The 23,132-nt window shown below is 73.9% G+C and carries 17 protein-coding genes; 7 read left to right on the top strand and 10 right to left on the bottom strand.

What is annotated here, in order from left to right; all coding sequences use genetic code 11:
* Positions 1-16: 16 nt before the first annotated feature.
* From ACZ516_RS14570 to ACZ516_RS14540, 7 genes are all read right to left on the bottom strand, one after another.
* The gene (locus tag ACZ516_RS14570) at positions 17-1,567 is read right to left on the bottom strand and encodes an FAD-dependent oxidoreductase (RefSeq protein WP_361087736.1); all 1,551 of its coding nucleotides are present in this window, start codon (positions 1,565-1,567) and stop codon (positions 17-19) included.
* Complete coding sequence (locus tag ACZ516_RS14565; protein WP_361087739.1) at positions 1,564-2,286, bottom strand: class I SAM-dependent methyltransferase; 723 nt, start codon at positions 2,284-2,286, stop codon at positions 1,564-1,566. Before ACZ516_RS14565 ends, ACZ516_RS14570 begins: the two co-directional genes overlap by 4 nt.
* Complete coding sequence (locus tag ACZ516_RS14560; protein ID WP_361087800.1) at positions 2,283-3,518, bottom strand: lycopene cyclase family protein; 1,236 nt, start codon at positions 3,516-3,518, stop codon at positions 2,283-2,285. The genes ACZ516_RS14565 and ACZ516_RS14560 overlap by 4 nt, the downstream gene beginning before the upstream one ends.
* Positions 3,519-3,674: 156 nt before the next feature.
* Positions 3,675-5,363 (bottom strand): ABC transporter family substrate-binding protein, encoded by a 1,689-nt coding sequence (locus ACZ516_RS14555; protein ID WP_469010347.1) that lies wholly within the window; start codon positions 5,361-5,363, stop codon positions 3,675-3,677.
* 146 nt (positions 5,364-5,509) lie between these two features.
* Entirely contained in the window at positions 5,510-7,663 is a 2,154-nt protein-coding gene (locus ACZ516_RS14550) for a dipeptide ABC transporter ATP-binding protein (protein WP_469010345.1), read from the bottom strand.
* Complete coding sequence (locus tag ACZ516_RS14545; RefSeq protein WP_358584423.1) at positions 7,660-8,559, bottom strand: ABC transporter permease; 900 nt, start codon at positions 8,557-8,559, stop codon at positions 7,660-7,662. The genes ACZ516_RS14550 and ACZ516_RS14545 overlap by 4 nt, the downstream gene beginning before the upstream one ends.
* 1 nt (position 8,560) lies before the next feature.
* Positions 8,561-9,541, bottom strand: coding sequence for an ABC transporter permease (locus ACZ516_RS14540; protein ID WP_361087751.1), 981 nt, complete (start codon positions 9,539-9,541; stop codon positions 8,561-8,563).
* A 395-nt stretch (positions 9,542-9,936) separates the two neighbouring features.
* Between ACZ516_RS14540 and ACZ516_RS14535 the strand changes: the two genes are divergently transcribed.
* From ACZ516_RS14535 to ACZ516_RS14505, 7 genes are all read left to right on the top strand, one after another.
* The gene (locus ACZ516_RS14535) at positions 9,937-11,253 is read left to right on the top strand and encodes a cation:proton antiporter (RefSeq protein WP_469010343.1); all 1,317 of its coding nucleotides are present in this window, start codon (positions 9,937-9,939) and stop codon (positions 11,251-11,253) included.
* A 175-nt stretch (positions 11,254-11,428) separates the two neighbouring features.
* The gene (locus tag ACZ516_RS14530) at positions 11,429-12,172 is read left to right on the top strand and encodes a 3-hydroxybutyrate dehydrogenase (RefSeq protein WP_361087804.1); all 744 of its coding nucleotides are present in this window, start codon (positions 11,429-11,431) and stop codon (positions 12,170-12,172) included.
* 114 nt (positions 12,173-12,286) lie between these two features.
* Positions 12,287-13,690: an MFS transporter gene (locus ACZ516_RS14525; RefSeq protein ID WP_469010342.1), complete on the top strand. Its 1,404-nt coding sequence runs from the start codon at positions 12,287-12,289 to the stop codon at positions 13,688-13,690.
* A 119-nt stretch (positions 13,691-13,809) separates the two neighbouring features.
* The gene (locus tag ACZ516_RS14520; protein WP_469010340.1) at positions 13,810-15,786 is read left to right on the top strand and encodes a helix-turn-helix domain-containing protein; all 1,977 of its coding nucleotides are present in this window, start codon (positions 13,810-13,812) and stop codon (positions 15,784-15,786) included.
* 86 nt (positions 15,787-15,872) lie between these two features.
* Positions 15,873-17,078, top strand: coding sequence for an MFS transporter (locus tag ACZ516_RS14515; RefSeq protein WP_469010339.1), 1,206 nt, complete (start codon positions 15,873-15,875; stop codon positions 17,076-17,078).
* 225 nt (positions 17,079-17,303) lie between these two features.
* On the top strand, positions 17,304-18,815 hold the full coding sequence (locus tag ACZ516_RS14510) for an FUSC family protein (protein ID WP_358584429.1): 1,512 nt from the start codon (positions 17,304-17,306) through the stop codon (positions 18,813-18,815).
* Positions 18,816-19,287: 472 nt separating this feature from the next.
* The gene (locus ACZ516_RS14505; RefSeq protein WP_469010338.1) at positions 19,288-20,325 is read left to right on the top strand and encodes a lactonase family protein; all 1,038 of its coding nucleotides are present in this window, start codon (positions 19,288-19,290) and stop codon (positions 20,323-20,325) included.
* A gap of 96 nt (positions 20,326-20,421) precedes the next feature.
* Here ACZ516_RS14505 and ACZ516_RS14500 read toward each other — a convergent pair whose 3' ends face one another.
* The 3 genes from ACZ516_RS14500 to ACZ516_RS14490 form a co-directional block, all read right to left on the bottom strand.
* Positions 20,422-21,366, bottom strand: a complete 945-nt coding sequence (locus ACZ516_RS14500) for a sirohydrochlorin chelatase (RefSeq protein WP_361087769.1) — start codon at positions 21,364-21,366, stop codon at positions 20,422-20,424.
* A gap of 95 nt (positions 21,367-21,461) precedes the next feature.
* Positions 21,462-22,442, bottom strand: a complete 981-nt coding sequence (locus tag ACZ516_RS14495) for an N-acetylglucosamine kinase (RefSeq protein WP_469010337.1) — start codon at positions 22,440-22,442, stop codon at positions 21,462-21,464.
* Positions 22,439-23,116, bottom strand: coding sequence for a uracil-DNA glycosylase (locus ACZ516_RS14490; RefSeq protein WP_361087775.1), 678 nt, complete (start codon positions 23,114-23,116; stop codon positions 22,439-22,441). Before ACZ516_RS14490 ends, ACZ516_RS14495 begins: the two co-directional genes overlap by 4 nt.
* Positions 23,117-23,132 lie beyond the last annotated feature (16 nt).

Genomic DNA, 23,132 nt, shown 5'->3' with positions numbered 1-23,132 from the left:
CCGGCGGCCGGGCGGATCACCGCGCCGCGAGCGCGCCCAGCGCCCGCAGCGCTACGGAACGCCCGGCCCTGGGCACCGTCCACAGGACCTGGCCGCGGACCCCGCGCTCGGCGAGCAGGGCGTTGGCGGCGAGGAACCCGGTGGTGGCGGCGCGTTCCATCAGCGCCACGGGAAGGTCGCAGCGCACCGCGTCACCGGCCAGGGCCAGCCAGGGATGAGGGCCGCGCACCCGGGGGCGCCGGTGGTAGGAGCCGGTGGGGAACAGCGGGCAGTCGGCGCGCCATTCGTGCCGGGCGTCCACGATCCGGGCGGCGCGGGTCTCGGCGTACACCTCGCGCAGCCGCTCCACCAGTGCGCGCTGCACGCCCTCCCGGTCGGCCCGCTCGTCCACGGCATAGGCGTGCAGCTCCACCACCGAGCCCCCGGTGCGGGCCGCCCAGCGGGCGGCCTCGCCCTCGTAGCGCTCCAGGACGCTGATGTTGTCCAGCCCGCCGTACCCGCTGGTGCCGAGGAAACCGGCGCGGTCGGCGCGGACCGGCCGGTCGAGCCAGAGCCGGGAGACGAGGAACGGCGGGGCGGTGCGCAGGGCCGCGATGTCCTCGCGCCAGGCCGGGGTGCCGAGCCCGGGCGACGCGGCCACCACCCCGCGCAGCCCGGCGCTGTCCAGGGCGAGGACCACGACGTCGTGGCGGTCCACCGTCCGGCCGGCGCGCACGTCGGCCCCACCGTCGCGCGGATCGACGCCGTGCACGGGCGTGCCGGTGCGGATGTCCGCCCCCAGGCGCTCCAGATAGGCGCCGAGCGGTTCCCACAGGGCTTGCGGGAAGGGCTCGTTCGGCACGTCGAAGAGCAGGCCCTCCGCCGAGCCGAGGAAGTAGATGTGGAACATCAGGATCAGCTCGGCGGCGGACAGTTCGCGCGGGTCGGCGAAGAAACTGCGCGAGAACACCTCGAAGGCCAGGTGGTGCGCGGCCTCGGGGAAGCCGACCCGGTCCAGGAACGCGGTGGCGCTGACCCCGTCGAAACGTTCGTACACCTCGGGTACGCGCACGTCGAGCAGCGGCAGCGCCGCCCGGGCGTTCATGCCGACGAGGTCCCGTGCGCCGAAGGTGGGGCTGAGGGCGACGAAGCCGAGGGCGCTGAGCGGCGGGGTGCGCGGGATGCGGGCGAAGCTGTCGGTGAGCCCGCCGCTGTGCCGCAGCGGATAGTCGGGCAGGGCGGTGAGCCGTGCGAGGGCGGGGTCCGTGCGCCGCAGGAGGCCGCGCAGGTTGTAGTACTGCCGGAAGAAGGCGTGGAAGCCGCGGCTCATGGTCGCCGTGGAACCGTCCGCCAGGCGGGTGCGCCACCCGGCGAGCCGGCCGCCGAGCGACTCCCCCTGTTCATAGAGGGTCACGCGGGCGCCGCGCTCCGCCAGCAGGGTGGCCGCGGCCAGCCCGGCGACCCCGCCGCCGACCACGGCCGCGCGCGGCGCGTCGCGGGGCGCGAAACGGCTTCCGCCCGGCGGGGGCAGCAGCGTCTCGGCCTTGCGGTCACGGCCCCGCCGGGCGCCGCTCCGGGACGCGGTCATCGGGCGGTCCCCGGGGCGGCGCCGGCGAGGAAGGTGTGCACGAGGCCCGTCTGCCATCCGGCCACCGGGGCGGCCCGTACGCCGGTGAAGCCGGCTCGGGTCAGCCGCTCGGCGAAGGCCGGCGCGGTGTCGAAGGCGAGGACGCTGCGCCACAGGTGACGGTAGAGCGCGCGGTCGCCGCCCAGCGTGCCGGCCGGGATGATCACACCGTGGCAGACGGCGGTCCACAGGGCCCGGTGGGCGGGCGAGCCGCTGAGGCTGTACTCGTGGACGGCGAGCCGCCCGCCGGGCCGCAACAGGCCCCGCACGGACGCGAGGACAGCGTCCGGGTCGCTCACGTTGCGGAACAGGTAGGCGGCGAAGACCGCGTCGAACGGGCCGTGGCCCGCCGTCGCCAGTTCCTCGGCGCTCAGGTGCAGGAAGGTCACCCCCGCGGGCCACGTCTTGGCCGCGGCCCGGCGCAGCATCCCCGCCGAGGCGTCGACGGCGGTGATCCGGGCCCGCGGCGCGGCCCGGAGCAGGGCGCGGGTCGAGGTGCCGGTGCCGCAGCCCAGGTCCAGGACGTGCAGCCCCGCCCCTTCGTCGGGCAGCCGCAGCCGTCGAGCCGAGCGGAGCAGGTCGGTGCGGTAGCCGGGGTTGAGGGCGGTGAGGAGGTCGTAGGAGCGCGCGGCGTCGTCGAAGGCGTGGGCCAGTTCGCGGTCGCGCAGGAGTGTCGTCAAGGGCTGTCCTCGGGTCGGGGGGCGGCGGCCGGTGCCGGGTGGGAACGGCGTCGCAGGAAGGGGAGCTCGACGGCGGTCCCGAGCATCGGGCCCACCGGGACGCGCAGGCCGATGCCCCAGTCCTCCCACGGTGTGGTGGCGCCGTCGAGGAAGCGCAGCAGCCGGTGCGGCGGTGTGCTGCGGAAGAGGCCCGTGAAGAAGTCGGGGCCGTCGATCCGCCCGGTGTCCAGGGCCCGCAGCAGCACGGCGTCCATGGCCAGGGCGCGCCGCCCGTGCGGCGGGGGCACCCTCGCACGGCCGTCGCGGAGCAGGGAGGCGGCGATGGCCCGGCTCTGCCGTTGCACGGCGGCGAAGGTGTACCCGGTCGCGGGACGCGTGGCGCCGCCCGCGGTCCCGATGCGGAAGACCGACCGTCCGACGCGGCGCGGGAAGCGGGCGTCGGTCATCGGGATGACGCCCTGCTCGGCCGCTTCCACGGTGAGCGGACCGAGGCGCAGCGTCGTACGGGTGTAGGCACCGAGCGCCTCTTCGTACGCCGCCGTGGTCAGCGGGGTGCGGGAGAACCCGGTGTACTCCACGAGCGCCCGGTCCGGTGCGAGCGGGAGGACGTAGCCGAAGGCGAGCCCGTGCCGGGGCTGCGGCACGCGGAAGTCCATCAGGTCGGCGACCGCCGGGTCGAACCGGTCGCCGGCCGTGCGCACGAACCAGCCCCGGAAGTGCTGGAGCAGCCGGGTGCGCGCCGCGGGCAGGGTGCGCGGGGGGCGGGAGTCGAACACGTGCCGGGCGCCGAGGGTCAGCGTCCGGCCGTCCGGTGTCGTGCAGCGGACCTCCGCGCCGTGCGCCACGTCGCGCACCGCCTCCGCGGTCGCCCGCAGGATCCGTCCGCGCGGGGAGCGGGCGAGCCGGGAGTGCACCAGCTGCTCGAAGGCGGCGGACCGCAGCATGAGGTAGCGCAGCGGGGCCGGGTCGACGGTGACCGGGTGGCCGTCGGCGCCGTGGACGCGCAGCCCGGACCAGGAGGCGCTCACCGCCTCGCCGAAGTCGCCGAGGCCCTGGTCCCAGTAGCACCAGGTGCGTTCGGCGGGCCGCGCCGGGCCCGGCGGCGGCTCCACCACCGTGACCGCGAGCGACCCGGTCCGCGTCAGCTGGTGCGCCAGGCTGAGCCCGGCCGCGCCGCCCCCGACGATGACCACGTCGGCCGTGTCGTCCACCGGCACCCGCCCTCCGTCGATGTCCACGCCGCATCATCTCTTCGGCGCAGGCGCCGTGCGCGGATGCGGCGCGCGGACATCGGGGGTTTTCGCGGGCGGGGACGCCTCGGCTTCACCCTCGGGCGGGAGTGTGCGGTCGCTTCGGCCGCGGGCGGGAGTTGTGCGGCCGCTTCGGCGTCACGGTCGTGCGCCGACCCAGCCCACCGTCTCCGGCAGCGGGGTGTGGAAGATCGTCGCTCCCACGTTGGCCAGGCCCTTCTTGACGCCGTACGTCGAAGGGCCGCTGTACAGCGGCAGCAGCGCGTGGTCGCGCAGGGCCTTCTGCTCGACCTTGTTCACCGCCGCCGTCTGCCGGCCGGGGTCGGCGATGCCCGTCGTGGCGCGGATCTCCTTGTCCAGCGCCGGGGAGCCGGCCCCGGTGAGGTTGGAGTCGCGGTCCGAGCAGTAGAAGTCGCACAGGTAGCGGGCCCCGAAGGGGTCCATGGAGCGGTTGCCCGAGACGAACAGGTCGAACTTCCGCTCGCTGAGGATGGTGGCGAAGTCGGCCTGGGCGGCCTTCTTGATGGTCAGGCGGACACCGACCGGCTTGAGCATCGCGGCGAACGCGCCGGCGGTGGCCTTGGCCAGCGGGTCGTCGCCCAGCAGCGTGTAACCGACCTCGAGCTTCTTGCCGTCCTTCTCCCGCACGCCGTCGCTCCCGGGCTTCCAGCCCGCCGCGTCGAGTTCCTTCTTCGCCTGGTCGGGGTCGTACTTCAGGACAGCCGCGACGTTGTCCCGGTACCCCTTCTGGAAGCTGTAGAGCACGGCCGAGCCGGGCAGCGGCTCCTTGTAGTCCAGGCCCTGGAACTGGATTTTAGCGATCTGGCCGCGGTCGACGCTCTCCTGGATCGCCTTGCGCACCGCCTTGTCGCCGAGGACGGCCGACCTGGTGTTGAGGTGGAGCGAGTACTCGAAGGGGCTGCCGCCGCTGCGGATCTCGGTGCCCTTGAGCCCCTTCACCTGGTGCAGGCTCTCGGCGTCGCCCACGGGGACGTAGTCGAGTTGGCCGTTCTTGAAGGCGTTGACCGCCGCCGTCGACTCCAGGTTCACGTACACACGCTTGTCGAGCCGGCCCTTCCTGCCCCACCACTTCGGGTTGCGGACGAAGGTGATGTCACCCGAGTGGGTGTCCCACTTGCCGACCGTGTACGGGCCGGCACCCCACTCGGGGTGCGCCTTCTTCACGTATGCCTTGTTGAAGTTGTCGGCCCGCGCCGCCTTCGGGTGCAGGAACGTGGTGAACAGGCTGGGCCAGAAGGGGGTGACGCCCTTGAAGGTGAGGACGGCCTGCTTGTCGTCCTTGCCGCGCGCGACATCGGTGATCTGGGCGTAGCCGTCCGGGGACGAGGCCGCGTAGTCCTTGTCGGAGCCGTTGTTGGCCTGCCACGTGGCTTTGATCGCGGTCCAGTCGATCGGTGTCCCGTCGTTGAACACGGCCTTCTTGTTGATCGTCAGCGTGACCTTCTGGCGGCCGCCCTTGACGGACACCCGCACGTCGCTGAAGTAGTCCGGGTTGTACCGCACCTCGCCGGTCGGCGAGAAGGTGATCGCGTTCGCGTTGTACCAGGCCCACACCCGGGACGCCGTCAGCGTGGCGTTCACGTGGAAGGGGTTGCCCTGGTCGTCGAACGTCCCCGCCGTCGTGTAGGTGCCGCCGTCCTTCAACTTGTCGTACGGGGTCGGGTTGTAGTCGGCGGCCGACGAGGCGGCGGACGGGGTGCCCCTCCCACCGGGGCCCGCGGCGTCACCGGCGGATGACTGGCATGCCGTGGCGGTGACGGAGAGGGCTGCGGTGAGGGCGACGGGCAGGGCCAGTCTTGCGCGCATGGAGAGCGTCCTTGGGTCGAAGAGTCGCGGAGAGGGGGGAAGAGAAGGGCAGAGAAGGGCAGAGAAGGGCAGAGAAGGGCAGAGAAGGGCAGAGGGAAGCGGGGCGGCGGTCGTGGCGGGGAGGGGATCCGGCCGGTCGGCGCCGGTCACACGGCGTGGCAGGCGTACGCGTGGTCCGGCCGCCCCGGCACCGGCCTGGTCGCGGGGCGCTCCGTGCGGCAGCGCTCCCGTACGCCCTCGTCGGCGAGGCGGTACACCGGGCAGCGGTCGATGAACACGCAGCCCGGCGGCAGGTCCGTGGCGTCGGGCTGCTCGCCCGTCAGGACGATCCGCTCCCGGGCGCGCTCGCGGACCGGGTCGGGTACGGGGACCGCGGAGAGCAGGGCCCGCGTATAGGGGTGCTTCGGGTCGCGGAACAGCGTCTCCGTGTCGCCCGTCTCCACAATGTGCCCCAGGTACATCACCGCGATCCGGTCGCACAGGTGGCGGACCACGGCGAGATCGTGCGCGACCATCAGACAGGCGAGCCCCAGCTCGCCCTTGAGCCGGTTCAGCAGATTGATCACCCCGGCCTGCACCGAGACGTCCAGGGCGGACAGCGGCTCGTCGAGGGCGAGCAGTCTCGGCTCCGTGGCCAGCGCGCGGGCGATGCCGACGCGTTGGCGCTGGCCTCCCGAGAGCGCGGCCGGGAAGCGGTCGGCCATCGAGGCGTCGAGACCGACGAGCGCCAGCAGCTCCCGGACGCGCGAGCGGATCGCCTCGCGGTCACGGCCCACGGCCCGCAGGGGCTCGGCGAGCAGCTGGTGGACGGGCAGCCGCGGGTCCAGGGCGCCCAACGGGTCCTGCATGACGATCTGCACGTCGTGCCGCAGGGTGCGCCCGCGCCCGCCGGACCCGGCCCGGACACCGTGCCCGGACCCGGCCGGAGTGTCGGCGCCCCCGAGTGCGGTGTCCGCGGCCGCCGTCGCGCCGACCTCCCTCCCCGCGATCTCGATCCGGCCGCCCTCCGGCCTGCGCAGCCGCAGGATCTCCAGCAGCGTCGTCGTCTTGCCGCTGCCCGACTCGCCCACCAGGCCCAGCGTCTCTCCGGTACGCAGCTCGAAGCCGACCCCGTTGACCGCGTGCAGCGTGCCGACCCGGCGTTTGATGAACGCCCCCTTGGTGACGGGGAAGGTCTTGACGAGGTCCTCGACGCGCAGCACCACTTCGCCGCGCCCGGCGTGCTCCGGGTCCGTCCGCCGGTCGGGGGCCGTGACCTCCCCGGTGGGATCCAGCGTGCCGGCGGCCGTCTCGGCGGCGCGCAGGCAGGCCACGTCCCCGTGTCCGTCGATCCGGCGCAGCTCCGGTTCCTCGGCGCGGCACGCGTCGATGGCGACGGCGCACCGGCTCACGAAGGGGCAGCCGCCCCCGAGGTCCGTCGGGGCGGGCGGCTCCCCGCCGATCGCGACGAGGGGGCGGCGGACCCCGCTGTCCACGGTCGGCACCGCGGCCAGCAGCCGCGCGGTGTAGGGCATCGTCGGGCGGCGGAACAGCGCCTGGACGTCCGCCTTCTCCACGAAGCGGCCCGCGTACATGACGGCGACGTCGTCCGCGTGGCCGGCCACGACGCCGAGGTCGTGGGTGATCAGGACGAGGCCGGCGCCGGTCTCCCGCTGCGCGAGGCGCAGCACGTCGAGGATCTGCGCCTGCACGGTGACATCCAGCGCGGTGGTGGGTTCGTCGGCCACGAGCACCCGCGGCCGGTTGGCGATCGCCAGGGCGATGACCACCCGCTGGCGCATGCCGCCGGAGAACTCGTGCGGGAAGGCCGAGGCCCGGTTGCGCGGGTCGGGGATACCGACGAGGTCGAGCAGTTCGACGGCCTGTTCCCAGGCGGCCTTCCTGCTGAGGTCCTGGTGGACCCGGAGCGCGTCGCGCAGCAGTCTGCCGACGGAGAAGATGGGCGTGAGCGCGGACAGGGGGTCCTGGAAGACCATGCCGATGGACTTGCCCCGTATCCGCGACAGCGCCCGGTCGTCGAGGCCGATCAGCTCCTGACCGTCGAGCCGGACCTGGCCGCGCACCTCGGCGGTCGGCGGCAGCAGGCCCATGATGCCCGTCGCGGTGGCCGACTTGCCCGAACCGGACTCGCCGACGATGCAAAGCGTGCGGCCCGGCAGCAGGTCGAAGCTGATGCCGCGCACCGCTTCGACGGGGCCTGCCTCGGAGGGGAAGGAGATCCGCAGGTCCCGTACGGACAGCACGGGGGCGGCGCCGGTGGGGGAGAGGGGTTCGTCGTGCCGGGGAATGGCGAGTGTCATCGTCGGCCTCCCGCCGCGCCGGTGACGGAGGTGGGGTCGAGGGCGTCGCGCAGTCCGTCGCCGATGAAGGTCATGGAGACGGTGAGCAGGACCACGAGGCCCGCGGGGAAGGCGAAGAGCCAGGGGGCGCTGGTGATGGTGGTCGCCCCGTCGGCGAGCATCGTGCCGAGGGAGACGTCCGGTGTCTGGACGCCGAAGCCGAGGAACGACAGGGCCGTCTCGCTGAGCACGGTCGTGACGACGCCGAGTGTCAGGTTGACGATGATCAGGGAGCCGAGGTTGGGGATGATGTGCCGCACGATGATGCCCAGCGGGTGGACGCCCATGAACTGCGCCGCCCGCACGTAGTCCCGTTCGCGCAGCGAGGTCGAGACGGACCAGATGACCCGGGCGGTGGACATCCAGCCGAACACGGTCAGCACGGCGATGAGGGCGCGCCAGTCGCCGGCGAGGTGGTGGGAGACCAGGGCGAGGATGAGGAACGAGGGGACGATCAGCAGGAAGTGGATGACGGCGAGGGTCAGGCTCTGCACGCGGCCGCCGAAGTACGCGGCGCCGGAGCCGATCAGCGTGGCCACGGCGACCGTCAGGACGGATACGCTCACGGCGATCACCAGCGAGCGCCGCAGTCCGTGCACCGCGCAGGCGTAGATGTCGTTGCCGCTCTGGTTGGTGCCGAACCAGTGCAGGTCGCTCGGCGGCCGGGTCAGGGCCGTGAAGTCGGCGTCGGTGTGGGCGTAGGACGTGAACAGGCCGCCGAAGGCGCTGAACAGCAGGAGCAGGGCGAGGATCGCGACGCCGGCGACGGCGAGGCGGTTGCGCAGGAAGCGGCGCAGGAAGAGCCGGCCGCGGCCGAGGTCTGCGCGCGGCCGGGCGGTACTGGTCGCTGTCGCCATGTCAGCTCACCCGCACTCTCGGGTCGAGGAAGACCGTGGCGATGTCCGCGAGGATCGCGCCGATCGCGGTGAGCACCGCGGCGAACGCGGCCGTCGCCACCGTGCCGTGCACGTCGTTCTTCTCGATGGTCTGGATGAAGTAGCGGCCCATGCCGTTCCAGCCGAAGATCGTCTCGGTGATGACGGCGCCGGTGAAAATGGCGGGCACGCTGAACGCCACGGACGCCGCCGTCGGGATGAGCGCCGCGCGCAGGGCGTGCCCGCGGACGGCCTGGCCGCGGGTGAGGCCGGTGGCCTGGGCCGTGCGCACGAAGTCGGCGTTGATCGTGTCGAGCAGCAGGGAACGCTGGGTCAGGTGGTAGCCCACGTATCCCATCAGGGTCAGGGTGAGCGTCGGCAGGATCAGGTGGAGGAGGCGGTCGCCGATCGTCGGGAGCACTCCTTCGACGTCGGGTGAGTTCTCTCCGGCCACATAGAGGAAGCCGAGGCCGACGTGCTCCTTGAGCCAGATGGCGCCGAGGACCACGGCGAGCGCGGCGACCGGTGTCGGGATGTTGAGGACCGCGATGGACACGGCCTGCGAGACACGGTCGGCGATGCCGTACTGGCGGGACGCGGTGTGGACGGCGAGCGCGACACCGACCACGACGGACAGCACGGTCGCGATGACGACCAACTCCGCGCTGACGAGAGCGCGGTGGCCCACCTCGTCGTTGACGGAGACGCCGGTGGGGGAGCTGCCCCAGTCGAAGTGGAGGACCACCGAGGTGAGCCAGTGCCACCACCGCTGCGCCAGCGGCTCCCCGGGGTCCAGGTGGTAGGGGGCGAGGGCCCGGGCTATCTGCGCCTCGCTGCGGACGGGCCGCGCCTCCGTGTAGTTGGCACGCGGGTCCAGGAACCAACTGGCCAGGAAGTACGTGGCGTTGGTGGCCACCGCGATCATCAGGAGCCACCCCGCCGCCTTGCGCGTCACATGGCGCATGACGCCGACCACCTCCCCGCCCCATGTGTGAGGTGCGCCGGGACGGCGCCGGGAAGACAGGTCGCGTACATGCGTGTCGGGCTTTCTGCGGGCGTACGGGTACGGGAGGGTGCCGCGGAAGGGCGGATGTCAGCAGCTTGATCCGTATTAGGTGGCCACGCCAGCGATCGGCCGGTTCCGCCATGAGCCCGCAATGCCGCCGTAGAGATCGCAACATCGCCGTAGCAAAAGATCACCGGGTGTCGGTGTGGTTCCTGGGGTTAGACGTAGGTCAGACGTACGAACCAGAGGAGTGCAGATGAGCCGCCCGCGTCACCAGGCCGACGAGTGTCCACCGGGTCCGGCCCGCCGCCCGGCCGCGCGTCCGGGCACGTGAACAGGACGGGTGAGACGCGGTGACTCTTTCCGATGTGGTGTTCGCGTGGCTGGGCCTGGGAGCGCTGCTCGCGGCGGTGCTGCCCCGGGTGGTCGCGGGGCGGCCCCTGTCGCTGCCGGTGGTGTTCCTGGTGAGCGGCATCACCGTGTACCTGCTCCCGCTGCCGTTGCCGGCGGTCGACCCGGTGGAGCAGCGGGTCCTGACGGAGCATGTGACCGAGATCTGCGTCATCATCGCCCTGATGGGTGCGGGGCTCGCGCTCAACCGGCCGGTGGGCCGGCGCCTGTGGGCCTCGACCTGGCGGCTCCTCGGCGTGACCATGCTGATGAGCGTCCTCGCGACCGCCCTGGTGGCCTGGTGGCTGCTGGACTGGCCGCCGGCCGCCGCGCTGCTGCTCGCCGCGGTCCTCGCGCCCACGGACCCCGTGCTCGCCTCGGAGGTGCGCGTCGGGGAACCCACCGAGGACAAACACGACGAGGACGAGGTGCGGTTCGCCCTCACCAGCGAGGCGGGACTCAACGACGGCCTCGCCTTCCCCCTCACCTACGCGGCCATCGCGCTGGCCGCCGCCGCGGGCGGCGGTTGGTCGGGGGAGTGGATCGGCGCCTGGGCGGCGAAGGAGGTCGTGCTCAAGTGCGTGCTCGGCGTGGTCTGCGGGCTGCTGATCGGCAAACTGCTGGGCTGGCTGTTCTTCCGCACCCGCTCCTCCGTGCTGCGGCTGGCCGAGTACCGGGAGGGGTTCGTCGCGCTGGCCGCCACCTTCCTGGCGTACGGGGTGACCGAACTCGCCGGCGGCTACGGCTTCCTCGCCGTGTTCACCACCGCCTGCGCCGTCAGGGCGGCCGAGCGCGCCCACGGCTTCCACAACGTGCTGCACGACTTCGTCGAACAGGTCGAGCGGCTGCTGACCGCGACCCTGCTCTTCCTGCTGGGTGCCTTCATCGCGCTGGGCGGCCTGGCGCCGCTGACCTGGCGGGGCGCGGCGACCGGCCTGCTGCTCCTGCTGGTGATCCGGCCGCTGGCCGGCTGGGCCGGGCTGCTCGGCGGCCGCTTGCGGGGCCGGGAGCGCTGGGTCGTGGCGGGGTACGGCATCCGTGGCATCGGCTCGCTGTACTACCTCGCCTACGCGCTGGGCCAACAGGACTTCCTGGTCCCTGAGCGGGAGTTGTGGGCGGTGGTGACCTTCACGGTGCTGGTCTCCGTCGTACTGCACGGTGTCACGGCCGGCCCGGTGGTGGCCCGCCTGGACCGGCGGCGGTCCGAGGAGCCGGCCCCGCCGGGGGAGCGGCGGGGCAAGGAGCCGCACGGTTCGCCGTCCCCCCACGCCCGGCCGTAGCGCCACCGGACCTGGGCCGTTATGGGGCCGATCACCATACGGCGGCGGGTGATTGTGGTGCCGGATCCCATAGGAGAGACGGCGGGGTGTCTCTACTGTTCCGGCCATGACCAGGCAATTCACCACCTCGCAACCGTCGGGGCCGGCCGCCTCGCCCCTCCCGTCGACGGGCGGTGTGGACCTGTCCGGCCGGGCCGCGCTGGTGACCGGCGGCGGCAGCGGCATCGGCCGGGCGTGCGCCGCCGCCCTCGCCGCGGCCGGCGCCGAGGTCCACGTGGTCGACGTGGACGCCGAGAAGGCCAAGACGGTCGCCGACGCCATCGGTGCAGTGGCGCACACCGCCGACCTGGCCGACCCGGACGCCATCGACACCCTGCCCCGCGCCATCGACGTCCTCGTCAACAACGCCGGACTCCAGCACGTCGCCGCGCTCCACGAGTTCCCGCCGGAGCGCTTCGCGCTCATGCAGCAGGTGATGGTCACGGCCCCCTTCCTGCTGATCCGCCGGGTGCTGCCGCACATGTACGCCGCCGGCTGGGGCCGCGTCGTCAACATCTCCAGCGTCCACGGCCTGCGCGCCAGCGCTTACAAGAGTGCCTACGTCACGGCCAAGCACGCCTTGGAGGGCCTCAGCAAAGTCACCGCGATCGAGGGTGCGCCGCACGGGGTGACCAGCAACTGCGTGAACCCCGGCTATGTCCGCACCCCGATGGTCGAGGGCCAGATCCAGGACCAGGCCGCCGCCCACGGCGTCAGCCCCGACGACGTCCTGTCCGACGTCCTGCTCACCCGCGCTCCGCTCAAGCGGCTCCTGGAGCCCGAAGAGGTGGCCGCCGCCGCCCTGTGGCTGTGCGGGCCGCACACCGGCTCCGTCACCGGGGCGTCACTGCCCCTCGACGGCGGCTGGGGAGCGAGCTGACCGCCCCGCCCTTCTACGGCGGCTGGGGAGCGAGCTGACCGCCCCGCCCCTCGACGCCCCGCTTCCGACGCACCGCTCCCGTCCCTCACCGCCCCTCCCCGAAAGTGGTGACACATGCCCGACGCCCCGGCCGCCACCGGCCCCACCCCGCCAGGCCGCTCTCCCGGCATCGCCCGTATCGTCGGCGCGAGCCTGATCGGCACCACCATCGAGTGGTACGACTTCTTCCTCTACGGCTCCGCCGCCGCGCTGGTGTTCAACACCCTCTTCTTCCCCACCGTCGACCCCCTCGTGGGCACCCTGATCGCCTTCGTCACCTACGCGATCGGCTTCGCCGCCCGGCCCCTCGGCGGCGTGGTGTTCGGGCACTTCGGCGACAAGGTCGGGCGCAAGAAACTGCTCGTCGTGAGCCTGCTCATGATGGGTGGGGCCACGTTCGCCATGGGCCTGCTGCCCACCTACGACACCATCGGCGTCGGCGCGCCCATCCTGCTCACCGTGCTCCGCCTCGTCCAGGGGTTCGCGCTGGGCGGCGAATGGGGCGGCGCGGTCCTCATCGTCTCCGAGCACGGCGGCGACAAGCAGCGCGGCTTCTGGGCCTCCTGGCCGCAGGCCGGTGCCCCTGGCGGCAACCTCCTGGCCACCGGTGTCCTCGCCCTGCTCGCCGCGGTCCAGTCGGAGGAGGACTTCACCGCGTGGGGCTGGCGCATCCCCTTCCTGCTCTCCGGCGTCCTGGTCGTCGTCGGCCTGTGGATCCGCATCTCCGTCTCCGAGTCCCCCGTCTTCCTCGCCGCCAAGGCCAGGGCCGAGGCCGACGCCGCCCGCGGCATCAAGGAACAGCCGCCGGTGGTCGAGGTGTTCCGCCGCAGCCGGCGGGAGGTCCTGACCGCGATCGGCACCCGGTTCGGCGAGAACATCTCCTACTACATCCTCACCGCCTTCCTCCTCGTCTACGTCACCAGCCACCTGGACCTGCCCAAGAGCACCGCGCTGAACGCCGTCCTGATCGCCTCGGCCGTCCACTTCGTCACGATCCCCCTGTGGGGCGCGCTCTCCGACCGGATCGGACGCCGGCCGGTCACCCTGATCGGCTCGGCCGGCATGGCGCTGTGGGCCTTCGCCTTCTTCGCCCTGCTCGACTCCAGGTCGTTCGCCGTCATCACCTTCGCGGTGACCGTCGGCCTGCTGCTGCACGGCGCCATGTACGGCCCCCAGGCCGCCTTCATCTCCGAGATGTTCGACACCAAGGTCCGCTACTCGGGCGCTTCCATGGGCTCCCAGCTCGCGTCCATCGTGGCCGGCGCGCCGGCACCGATCATCGCGGTCGAACTGCTCAAGGAGTACGACTCCGCCGTCCCCGTGGCCCTCTACCTGTGCCTGGCCGCGGTCGTCACCACCCTCACCGTCGCCTTCGCCAGGGAGACCCGGGGCCGCGACCTCACCCTCGCCACGACGGCCGACGCCCCGGTCCGCCCACGCCGACGGACGCCCGCGCCCGCCGGCCCGGACAGGGGCTGACCGGAGACGCCCCGGCCGCCCCGGACTTGCCCCGGCCGCACCGGGAAGGCCCCGGCCGCACCGGGAAAGCCCCGGCCTCCCCGCAAGACAGTCCCCGGGATGACGGAAGGAGTGCCATCATGAGCACCGTGAAGGACCGCTCGTACCGCGCGGCGGCACACAGTGCGATGGTGGCCCTCGGACAACTGCTGACCCTGCTGGCCTCCGGGGCACCCGCCGAGCAGTTCACCCGCCCCTCGGGCGACGACGCCTCCACCGCCCCGCTTCCGCCCGAGGAGCGGTCCCTCCTGGAGGACGCCACCAGGATCGCGCTGGACATCCGCCGCACCCTCGACCAGCACCGCAGACGCGAGGCCGAGCTGGCCGCGCTCTTCGACACCGCCGGCGACCTCGCCGCCCTGCGCGACCTGGACGCCGTGCTGCGCGCCATCGTCCACCGCGCCCGAACGCTGCTCGGCACCGACGCCGCCTACCTCACGCTCAACGACCCCGTCGCCCACGACACCTACATGCGGGTCACCGACGGCTCGGTCTCCGCCCGCTTCCAACAACTGCGCCTCGGCATGGGCGAGGGCCTGGGCGGACTCGTCGCCCAGACCGCCCGCCCCTACACCAGCGCCGACTACCGCACCGACTCCCGCTTCAAGCACACCCGGGCCATCGACGAAGCGGTCCTGGAGGAAGGGCTGCGGGGAATCCTCGGCGTGCCCCTGCGCGTCGGGACACGCGTCATCGGCGTGCTCTTCGCCGCCGACCGCACCACCCGCGACTTCCCGCCGGACGCCATCGCCCTGCTCACCTCGCTCGCCGACCACGCCGCCGTCGCCATCGACGGCGCGCGCATGCTCGAGGAGACCCGCTCCGCGCTGGTCGACCTCAACGCGGCCAACGAGAGGGCCCGGGCCCACAGCACGGCACTGCGCCGCGCCGCCGACGCCCACGACCGCCTCACCGACCTGGTCCTGCGCGGCGCGACCGTGAACGACCTGGTCCGCGAGATCGCCGCGCTGCTCGGCGGCGGCATCGCCCTGCACGACCCGGACGGCACGGAGCTGGCCCGAGCCGGCACCGACCCCCTCCTCCCCTCCCCACGGGACATCACGGCCTCCCGCACCGGCGGCCGCGCCGTCCCGGTCGACGGCGCCTGGGTGTGCGCCGTGCTGGCCGGGCCGGAACTCCTCGGCAGCATCACCCTGACCGGACGCGCCGACCTGACCGACGCCGACCGCCGCCTGTTCGAACGCGCCGCCCTGGTCGCCGCCCTCCTCCTGCTGCTGCGCCGCACCGTCGCCGAGGCCGAGGACCGCGTCCGGGGAGAGCTCCTCGACGACCTGCTCACCTCCCACCGGCCCGGCGGACGCCACGACAGCGGAAGCCTGGCGCTGCGCGCCCGCAGACTCGGCGTCAACCTCTCCCGGCCCCATGCCGTCCTCGCCCTGGACACCGACGGCGAACCGCGCTCGCACCTGTTCGCGGAAGCCGTGCGCGGCGCCCGCGCGCTGGGCGGGCTCGCGGGCGTCCACAACGGCCACATCGTCCTGCTCGTCCCGTCGACGGCTCCCGGCGCGCTCGCCGCCGCCCTCGCCGAGGACCTCGGCAAGGCCGCCGGCGCGCCCGTCACCGTGGGCGGGGCGGGACCGGCCACGGGACCCGACCAGCTCCCGGGCGCGTACACGGAGGCCGGCCGCTGCCTCAACGCCCTGCACGCCCTGGGCCGCACCGGGGACGGCAGCGACCTCGCGGGGCTGGGCTTCCTCGGTGTCCTGCTCGGCGACCGAGCGGATCTCGACGGCTTCGTGCGCCGCTACCTCGGCCCTGTTCTCGCCTACGACCAGCAGCGCGGCACCGAACTGGTCCGCACGCTCGACGCCTACTACGCGCAGGGCGCGAGCCTGTCCAGGGCGAAGGACGCCCTGCACGTCCACGTCAACACCGTCGTGCAGCGGCTGGACCGGGTCGCCCAGCTGCTCGGCGCCGACTGGAACGACCCCACCAGCGCCCTCGAACTGCAACTGGCCCTGAGACTGCACCGCCTGAGCAGCCGCGAGGACCACTCCCCGCCCGACGGCCACCGGCCGATCCCGCCGGCCGACTAGGTACCGCGCGCCGCCTTCCGCGGAGCGGGGCACACGGCCGGCGGCGCACCGGGCCGCGAGCGGAACAGGGCGATACCGTCGCCCGTATGGACGGTGACCTTCGAGGCCGGCGCCAGTGCCTTCTCGGCGGGGCGGTGTTCGCCGTGTGCATGGCCGGCACGACACTGCCGGCCCCCCTCTACGGCCTCTACCAGCAGAAGTTCGGTTTCTCCGAGCTGACGATCACGGTCGTGTACGCCGTCTACGCGGCCGGGGTCATCGGAGTCCTGCTGCTGGCGGGCAACGCCTCGGACGCCGTGGGCAGACGGCCGGTGCTGCTGTGCGGCCTGGGCTGCGCCGCACTGAGCGCCGTCTGCTTCCTGTCCGCCACCGGGCCAGGCTGGCTGTACGCGGGCCGACTGCTGTCCGGCCTGTCGGCAGGGCTGTTCACCGGTGCCGCCACGGCGTACGTCCTGGAACTGGGCCCGCACGGCGGTGGTGCGCGGGGCACCTTCCTGGCGACCGCCGCCAACATGGGCGGCCTCGGCTGCGGTCCGCTGCTCGCCGGGGTGCTCGCCCAGTACGCCGACCGGCCGCTGTACCTGCCGTTCGCCGTCCATCTCGCGCTGGTGGCCTGCTCGGCCGTCGTCCTGCTGCGGCTGCCGGAGACGGTCCGGGAGCGGCGCCCGCTGAGCACCGTCCGCCCGCGGCGGCCCGGCCTGCCCCCGAGGGTGCGGAGGGTTTTCGGGCCCGCGGCGGCCGCCGCCTTCGTGGGGTTCGCCCTGTCCGGCGTGTTCACGTCGGTCAGCCCGTCGTTCCTCGCCCAGTCCTTGGGCGTGCGCGACCACGCGGTGAGCGGGGCGGTCGTCGCGCTGCTCTTCTTCGCCTCGACCGCCGGTCAACTGGCCGTCGGCCGAGTCGGTGTGTTCCGTTCGCTGCCGCTGGGCTGCGCCGCGCTCCTCGCCGGGCTCGCGCTGCTGGCGGGCGCGCTGTGGTGGGAACTGCTGGTGCTGGTCGTGCTGAGCGCGGTCGTCGGCGGCATCGGGCAGGGGCTGGCGTTCCGCGGGGCGCTGGCCGCGGTGGCCGGGGCAGCCGGGGCGAACCAGCGGGCGGCCGTGGTCTCGGCCCTGTTCGTGGTGGCGTACGCGGGCATCTCGGTGCCGGTCATCGGCGTCGGACTGCTGGCGGGACCGATCGGCCTGGAGGGCGCCGGCCTGGTGTTCATCGCGTGCATGACGCTCCTGGTGGCGACGGCCGGCGGCTACCTGCTCCGGCGACCGGTGCCCGGGGCGGAGACCGACGGGACGCCTTAGCCCCGCCGGCATCCGCGGAGTGCTCAGCCGATCGCCCAATCCGTTGGCCTTCCCGCCGGGCACCTCGGCGTGCGTGATCTGGGCCATTGGCCCAGTCGGATGGCATCCAGTTGAGCCACAGAGGGTCCGGATGGTCTGATGGGTCTGTCGATGGCGCTGCGGGATCCCTCCGTGGCGCCTTTTTCATGTGGACGGGCGACAGCTCAGGAAAGGGGCGGGCAGACCGTGCTGAAGAGGGTGTTCGTGGCGCCGGATCCGGGACGGGCGCGGTTGCGTTTCGCCTCGCGGGCCGTCGTCGGCATCGCGTTGGCGGTGGCCGTGTGCGGGCTGGCCGGGCATTCGCTCGTGCCGGCGATCGCCGGCGGGCTCGCCGCTCTGCTCGCGCTCTTCACCGTGTCCGACGCGACCGTGCGGGCGCAGGCGGTCACCACCGCGCTGCTGCCGGCCGTGGGCTTCCCCGTCCTCGCCCTGGCCGCCGTGCTGCACGACGTGCCCGTGGCCCGGGACGTCGCCTTCCTGGCCGTGATGGGCGCAGGTGTCTACGCGCGGCGGTGGGGGCCGCGCGGGCACTCGCTCGGGGTGTTCGGGTTCATGATGTTCTTCGCGACGCAGTTCCTGCACACCGTGCCCGCCCAGCTCCCCGAGCTGTACGCCGCCGTCCTGGTGTCGCTGTGCGCCTCCTCCGCCGTGCGGTTCGGCGCCTGGTGCTACGAGCGGCGGCTCCCGCCCCCCGTCCTGCCCGCCGCGCCCGCCGGCACCGGACTGGCCCGTACGACCACCCGCCAGGCGATCCAGGCCGTCGCGGGCGGCGCCTTCGCGCTGGCCGTCGGGCAGGTGCTCTCCGACCAGCGGTGGTACTGGGCCGTCGGCGCCACCTGGTGGGTGTTCGTGAACACCGCCTCCAGCGGGGAGACCCTCGTCCGAGGCTTCCGCAGGGTGCTCGGCACAGTGATCGGCATCGCCCTCGGCCTCGTCGTCGCCGTGCCGCTGCACGGCGCGCCCGTCCCCTCCGCGATCATCGTCGCCGTCAGCGTCTTCGGGATCTTCTACACGGCCGCCGTGTCCTATACGTGGATGATGCTCGCCGTCACGGTCATGGCCGGCGTCCTCTACGGGCTGCTCGGCGTGCTGAACCCGGCCCTGCTCGCCCTGCGCGTCGCCGAGACCGGGGTCGGGGCGCTCGGCGCCGCGCTCGCCGTGCTGCTGATCCTGCCCGTCACCACCCACGCCACCACCCACGCCTGGATCCAGCGCGCCCTGCGGTGCGTGCACGCCTGCACGGCGGAGGCCGCCGCCCGGCTCGCCGGGTCCGAGTCGGCCGACCCCGCGCCCCGCGTCGCCGAACTGGAGCAGCTCCTCGGCCGGGTGCGCCTCTCGCTCGCTCCGCTCGTGCACCCGCTCAGCCCGTTGCGCGCCCGCAAGGAGCGCGCCCGCCAGGTGCTCCTGCTGCTCGACGACTGCGCCCGTCAGGTCCGCGGCCTGGCGTCCATCGCCGCCGACCCGGAGGCCTCCCACGACGACCGGCTCGCCGCCGCGTGCTGGCGCGTGGAGGTGGCGGTGGAGGCGCTCACCGGCCCGGCGGAGGGTGCGCGCGGCCGCCTGACCGGGCCCGCGACCGTGCCCCACGGCTCCGTGGCCGAACCGGCGCTGGCCCATCTGCACGGCCTGGAGAAGGCGCTCGCCGAGCTGGCCGACCCCCTGCACAGCCCCACCCGGACGCCCCTGATGGGCGCCTGAACCCGCCTCGCCGCCCGGGCCCGGTTTCCTGCCAGGCCCGGTTTCCTGCCAGGCCCGGCTTCCTGCCGGGTCCGGGTCGTGCCGGGTCCGGGCATGAGAAGACCCCGGCTGGACGGGGGAGACCAGCCGGGGTCGTCGGTGGTGGCGTGCGGAGGGCGGTCGCCTCTCGGCGAAAGGCTCCATGGGGCTTCAGCCGGACGATCGTCCCCATGGGCCGTGGGTGAGGCCCGGGGACACTGTCCCCTCCGCGGCCACACTTGAATGAACGGTGAACCACACGGCATTGTTCCGCGCCGCCGTCCCCCGCTGCGGTGACCTGCGCCACACGACAGTCGGGCTCGGGCGGTCCGGTCCGGGGCCGGGCAGGGGACCGGCCGGGGTGAGCGGCACCGCACCTGGTCTAGACCGACTGCTAGCGTCGGCCGCACCAGCGACGCCGGCCCCACGGCGTCCGGGTCGAGAGGGGACAGCAGTGGGCGACGGCAACCGCGCCGGACGGGCGTACATCGGATCCTTCACCGCGGCCGGCGGCCTCGGCGTCCTCACCGCCGCCGTCGACGAGGACACCGGCGCGCTGACCGTCCTCGGCGCCACGGACACGGTCCCCGACCCCTCCTACCTCGCCCTCTCACCCACCGGCGACACCCTCTACGCGGTGAGCGAGACCTCGGACGGCGCCCTCGCCGCGTACCGCGTCGAAGGAGACCTGCCCCGCCTCACCGGCCGCCCCGTGCCCGTCGGCTCGGCGCCCACCCACCTCGCCCTGTACGACGGCCACGTCCTGACCGCCAACTACGGCTCGGGCAGCGTCACCGCCGTCCCGCTGCGCGCCGACGGCGGCCTCGCCGACCCCGCGGGCGAACTCCGGCACACCGGCTCCGGACCGCACCCGCAGCGCCAGCAGGCCCCGCACGCCCACCAGGTCCTCGCGGACCCGAGCGGCCGCTGGGCGGTCAGCGTCGACCTCGGCACGGACTCCGTGCGCGTCTGCGCGCTCGGGGACGACGGATTGACGCTGCACCGCGAAGTGGCGCTCCGCCCCGGCTCGGGGCCGCGCCACCTCGCCTTCCACCCGCGCGGCGACCGCGCGTACGTCCTCAACGAACTGACCCCGACCCTCACCGTCTGCGCCTGGGACGCCGACGACGGCACGCTCAAGCCGCTCACCGAGGTCGCCGTCCTCGTCAACGTCCCGGACGGCGACAGCTACCCCTCGGAAGTCGTCGTCGCACCCGACGGGCGGTTCCTGTGGACCGCCACGCGCGGCGCGGACGTCATCTCCGTCCTCGCGCTCGACGCGGCGGGCGAGGCGCCACGGCTCGCGGCGACCGTCCCCTGCGGCGGACACTGGCCCCGCGACCTGGCCCTCCACCCCGGCGGACGCTTCCTGTACGCCGCCAACGAGCGCTCCGGGGACGTCACCTGGTTCACCGTCGACCAGGCCACCGGCATCCCGCGCCGGGCCGGTTCGATCGCGGCACCGGCCGCCTCCTGCGTCATCTTCGACTGACGCGGCGGGCCAAAACCCAGGTGCGTGGACACGCACGTACGCCGATGGGCCCGCCCCCACATCGGGGCGGGCCCATCGGCGTACCGGTGAAGACGCTCAGTGCACGGGCGTCCCCGAAGGCTGCTGCGGGGCGATGCCCAGCGCCAGCGTGTACTTGGAGAGCGCCAGCTTGCCGATCGCCGGGTAGGCGCCGAGGGGCTCGGCCACCGAGCAGCCGGCCTCCTTGGCGGCCACGTCGAGCAGACCGGGGTCCAGCTCGGGGCCGATCAGGTACGGGGCGAGCGCCAGCTGCGCCGAGCCCGAACCGCGCAGCTGCTCGGCGGTCGCCGCGACGGCGCCCTCCTCGTCCAGCGCGGCGGCCATCACCGGCACCGCGAGGCGCGCGGCGAGCAGCATGCCGGTGATCCCGGCGGCCTGCACGGCCTCCTCGCCGCCGACCGTGGCGAGGACGATGCCGTCCGCCGCGGTGGCCACGGTGAACAGGCGGGCGCGGTCGGCGCGGGCGAGCCCGGCCTCCGACAGGCGCACGTGCAGCGCCTCCGCGAGCAGCGGGTGCGGGCCGAGCACATCGGTCAGCCGGGCGGCGGCGCCGCTGTCCGCGACGGCCTGGCGGATGCGCTCGATCAGTGTGCTGTCCGGGCCGGCGAGCAGCGGTACGACCACCGCGACGGGGCCCTCGGGCTCGCCCGTCCCGACACCGGCGGCCCGCGCCCGCTCGAAGCGGGCGGCACGCTCGGCGCTCGCCTGCGCGAGCACGGAGCGCAGCGAGGGGAACTCGGGGAAGGACGTGACGGTGGCGTCCTGCGTACCGTCGAGGTAACCGATTCTGGCGTCCAGGCCGGGCAGCTCGGAGCGGGCGATGCTCACGACTTCCTCGGCGAGACCGCGCGTGGTGATGCTGGGGGCGCCCGGCACGGCGAGGACCAGTGCGGGCGCGCCCTCAGGAGCCGCGACGGGCTCCGGGCGGCGGTGCCGGCCCGGCTGACGGGGGCGCGGCATTCGTACGGGCAGGCCGGATGCGGGCCCAGTGGGGGAGCTCATGCGCCCGCATGCTACTGGCTTGTGGGACCCCGCCGTTCGGGGAGGGTGCAGGTGGGCGGTATAAGTCCGTTTTTGTCTGATGAATTACGTAGAGGTCAACTGTCGCCTTCCTCGTGGACGGAAAGCATGCGCGCGTCGTACGGCAGCCGCAGCGCCCCCCGGGCGACATCGACCGCCACGCGCAGCGCGCCGTCCAGCGGGTCGCCGGCCGCCGGAACCTGCCGGGCGTGCGGCAGTTGACCGGCCAGCTCCTCGCGCAGCGGGCCGAGCAGCGGCTCGCCCACCTTGAACAGGCCGCCGGTGAAAGCCACTTCGCAGGCCCCTTCCGGTGGGCCGGCGGCCGCCGCGGCCTCGGCGATATGCCGCGCCGCGTCCCGCAGGATGCCGCCCGCCACGGCGTCGCCCGCCGCGCACCGCGCCACCTCGGGCGCGAAGGAGGCGAGGACCGCCGGACGGTCCGCGCGCGAGTGGAGCAGAGCCGGCAGCCCCGCCAAGGGGCCGAACCGCTCCTCGGCCCGCGCCCGCAGCTCCTGCGAGCCGCCCCGTCTGCCGTCGTGCGCCCGCAGCACAGCTTCGAGGCCCGCGCGGCCGATCCAGGCACCGCCGCCGCAGTCGCCGAGCAGCTGCCCCCAGCCGTCGGCGCGACGCCAGGCCGTGAGATCCGTGCCGAGCGCCACCATGCCGGTGCCCGCGGCGACGACCACTCCGGGACGAGCGCCCAGCGCGCCCGCGTACGCGGTCACGGCGTCCGAGGCGAGCGCCACCCGCCGTACGCCCAGCGCGGCGGCGAGCGCGGCCGGCAGCTGCGCGCGCAGGCCGTCGCCGAGCGACGCCATCCCCGCGGCGCCGATGGCCGCGGCCGTGATCCGGCCGCCGCCCGCCCGCTCCAGCAACTCCCGCACCAGGGGCGCGAGCCGCACCATGAAGTGACCGGCGTCGATGCCCCCGGCGCCGGCGCGCACCGGCTCGTCCGACCGCACCGGCTCGGCGCGGCGCGCACCGTCCGGCGCGGCCAGGGCGGCCCGCAGTCCGGAGCCCCCCGAGTCGACGCCCAGCACGAACGCCGTGTCCGTCACGGAAGCCGCCAGTCCACCGGCTCCGCGCCCTGGCGCACCAACAGGTCGTTGGCCCGGCTGAAGGGCCGCGAGCCGAAGAAGCCCCGGTCCGCCGACATGGGGGAGGGGTGCGCGGACTCCACGGCGGGCAACTGCCCGAGCAGGGGCCGCAGATTACGCGCGTCGCGGCCCCACAGGATCGACACCAGCGGCTTTCCACGCGCGGCCAGCGCCCGTATCGCCTGCTCGGTGACCTCCTCCCAGCCCTTGCCGCGGTGCGCGGCCGGTTTGCGCGGGGCCGTGGTGAGTGCCCTGTTGAGGAGCAGGACCCCCTGCCGCGTCCACGGCGTCAGGTCGCCGTTCGACGGCGGAGGCAGCCCCAGGTCGTCACCCATCTCGCGGTAGATGTTGATGAGGCTGCCGGGCAGCGGCCGCACCTCGGGCGCGACCGAGAACGACAGCCCCACCGCGTGACCGGGCGTGGGATAGGGGTCCTGGCCGACGATCAGGACGCGGACGTCGTCGAAGGGCTGCTGGAACGTGCGCAGCACGTTCGCTCCCGCCGGCAGGTAGGTGCGTCCCGCGGCGATCTCCGCGCGCAGGAACTCGCCCATCCCGGCGATCCGTTCGGCCACCGGCTCCAGGGCCTTGGCCCAGCCGGCTTCGACGATCTCATGCAAGGGTCGTGGTGCCACGGCGTCACCCTACTGC

This window comes from Streptomyces sp. NPDC034037 (assembly GCF_055575715.1).
This window is presented reverse-complemented; position numbering and strand designations above follow the sequence as displayed.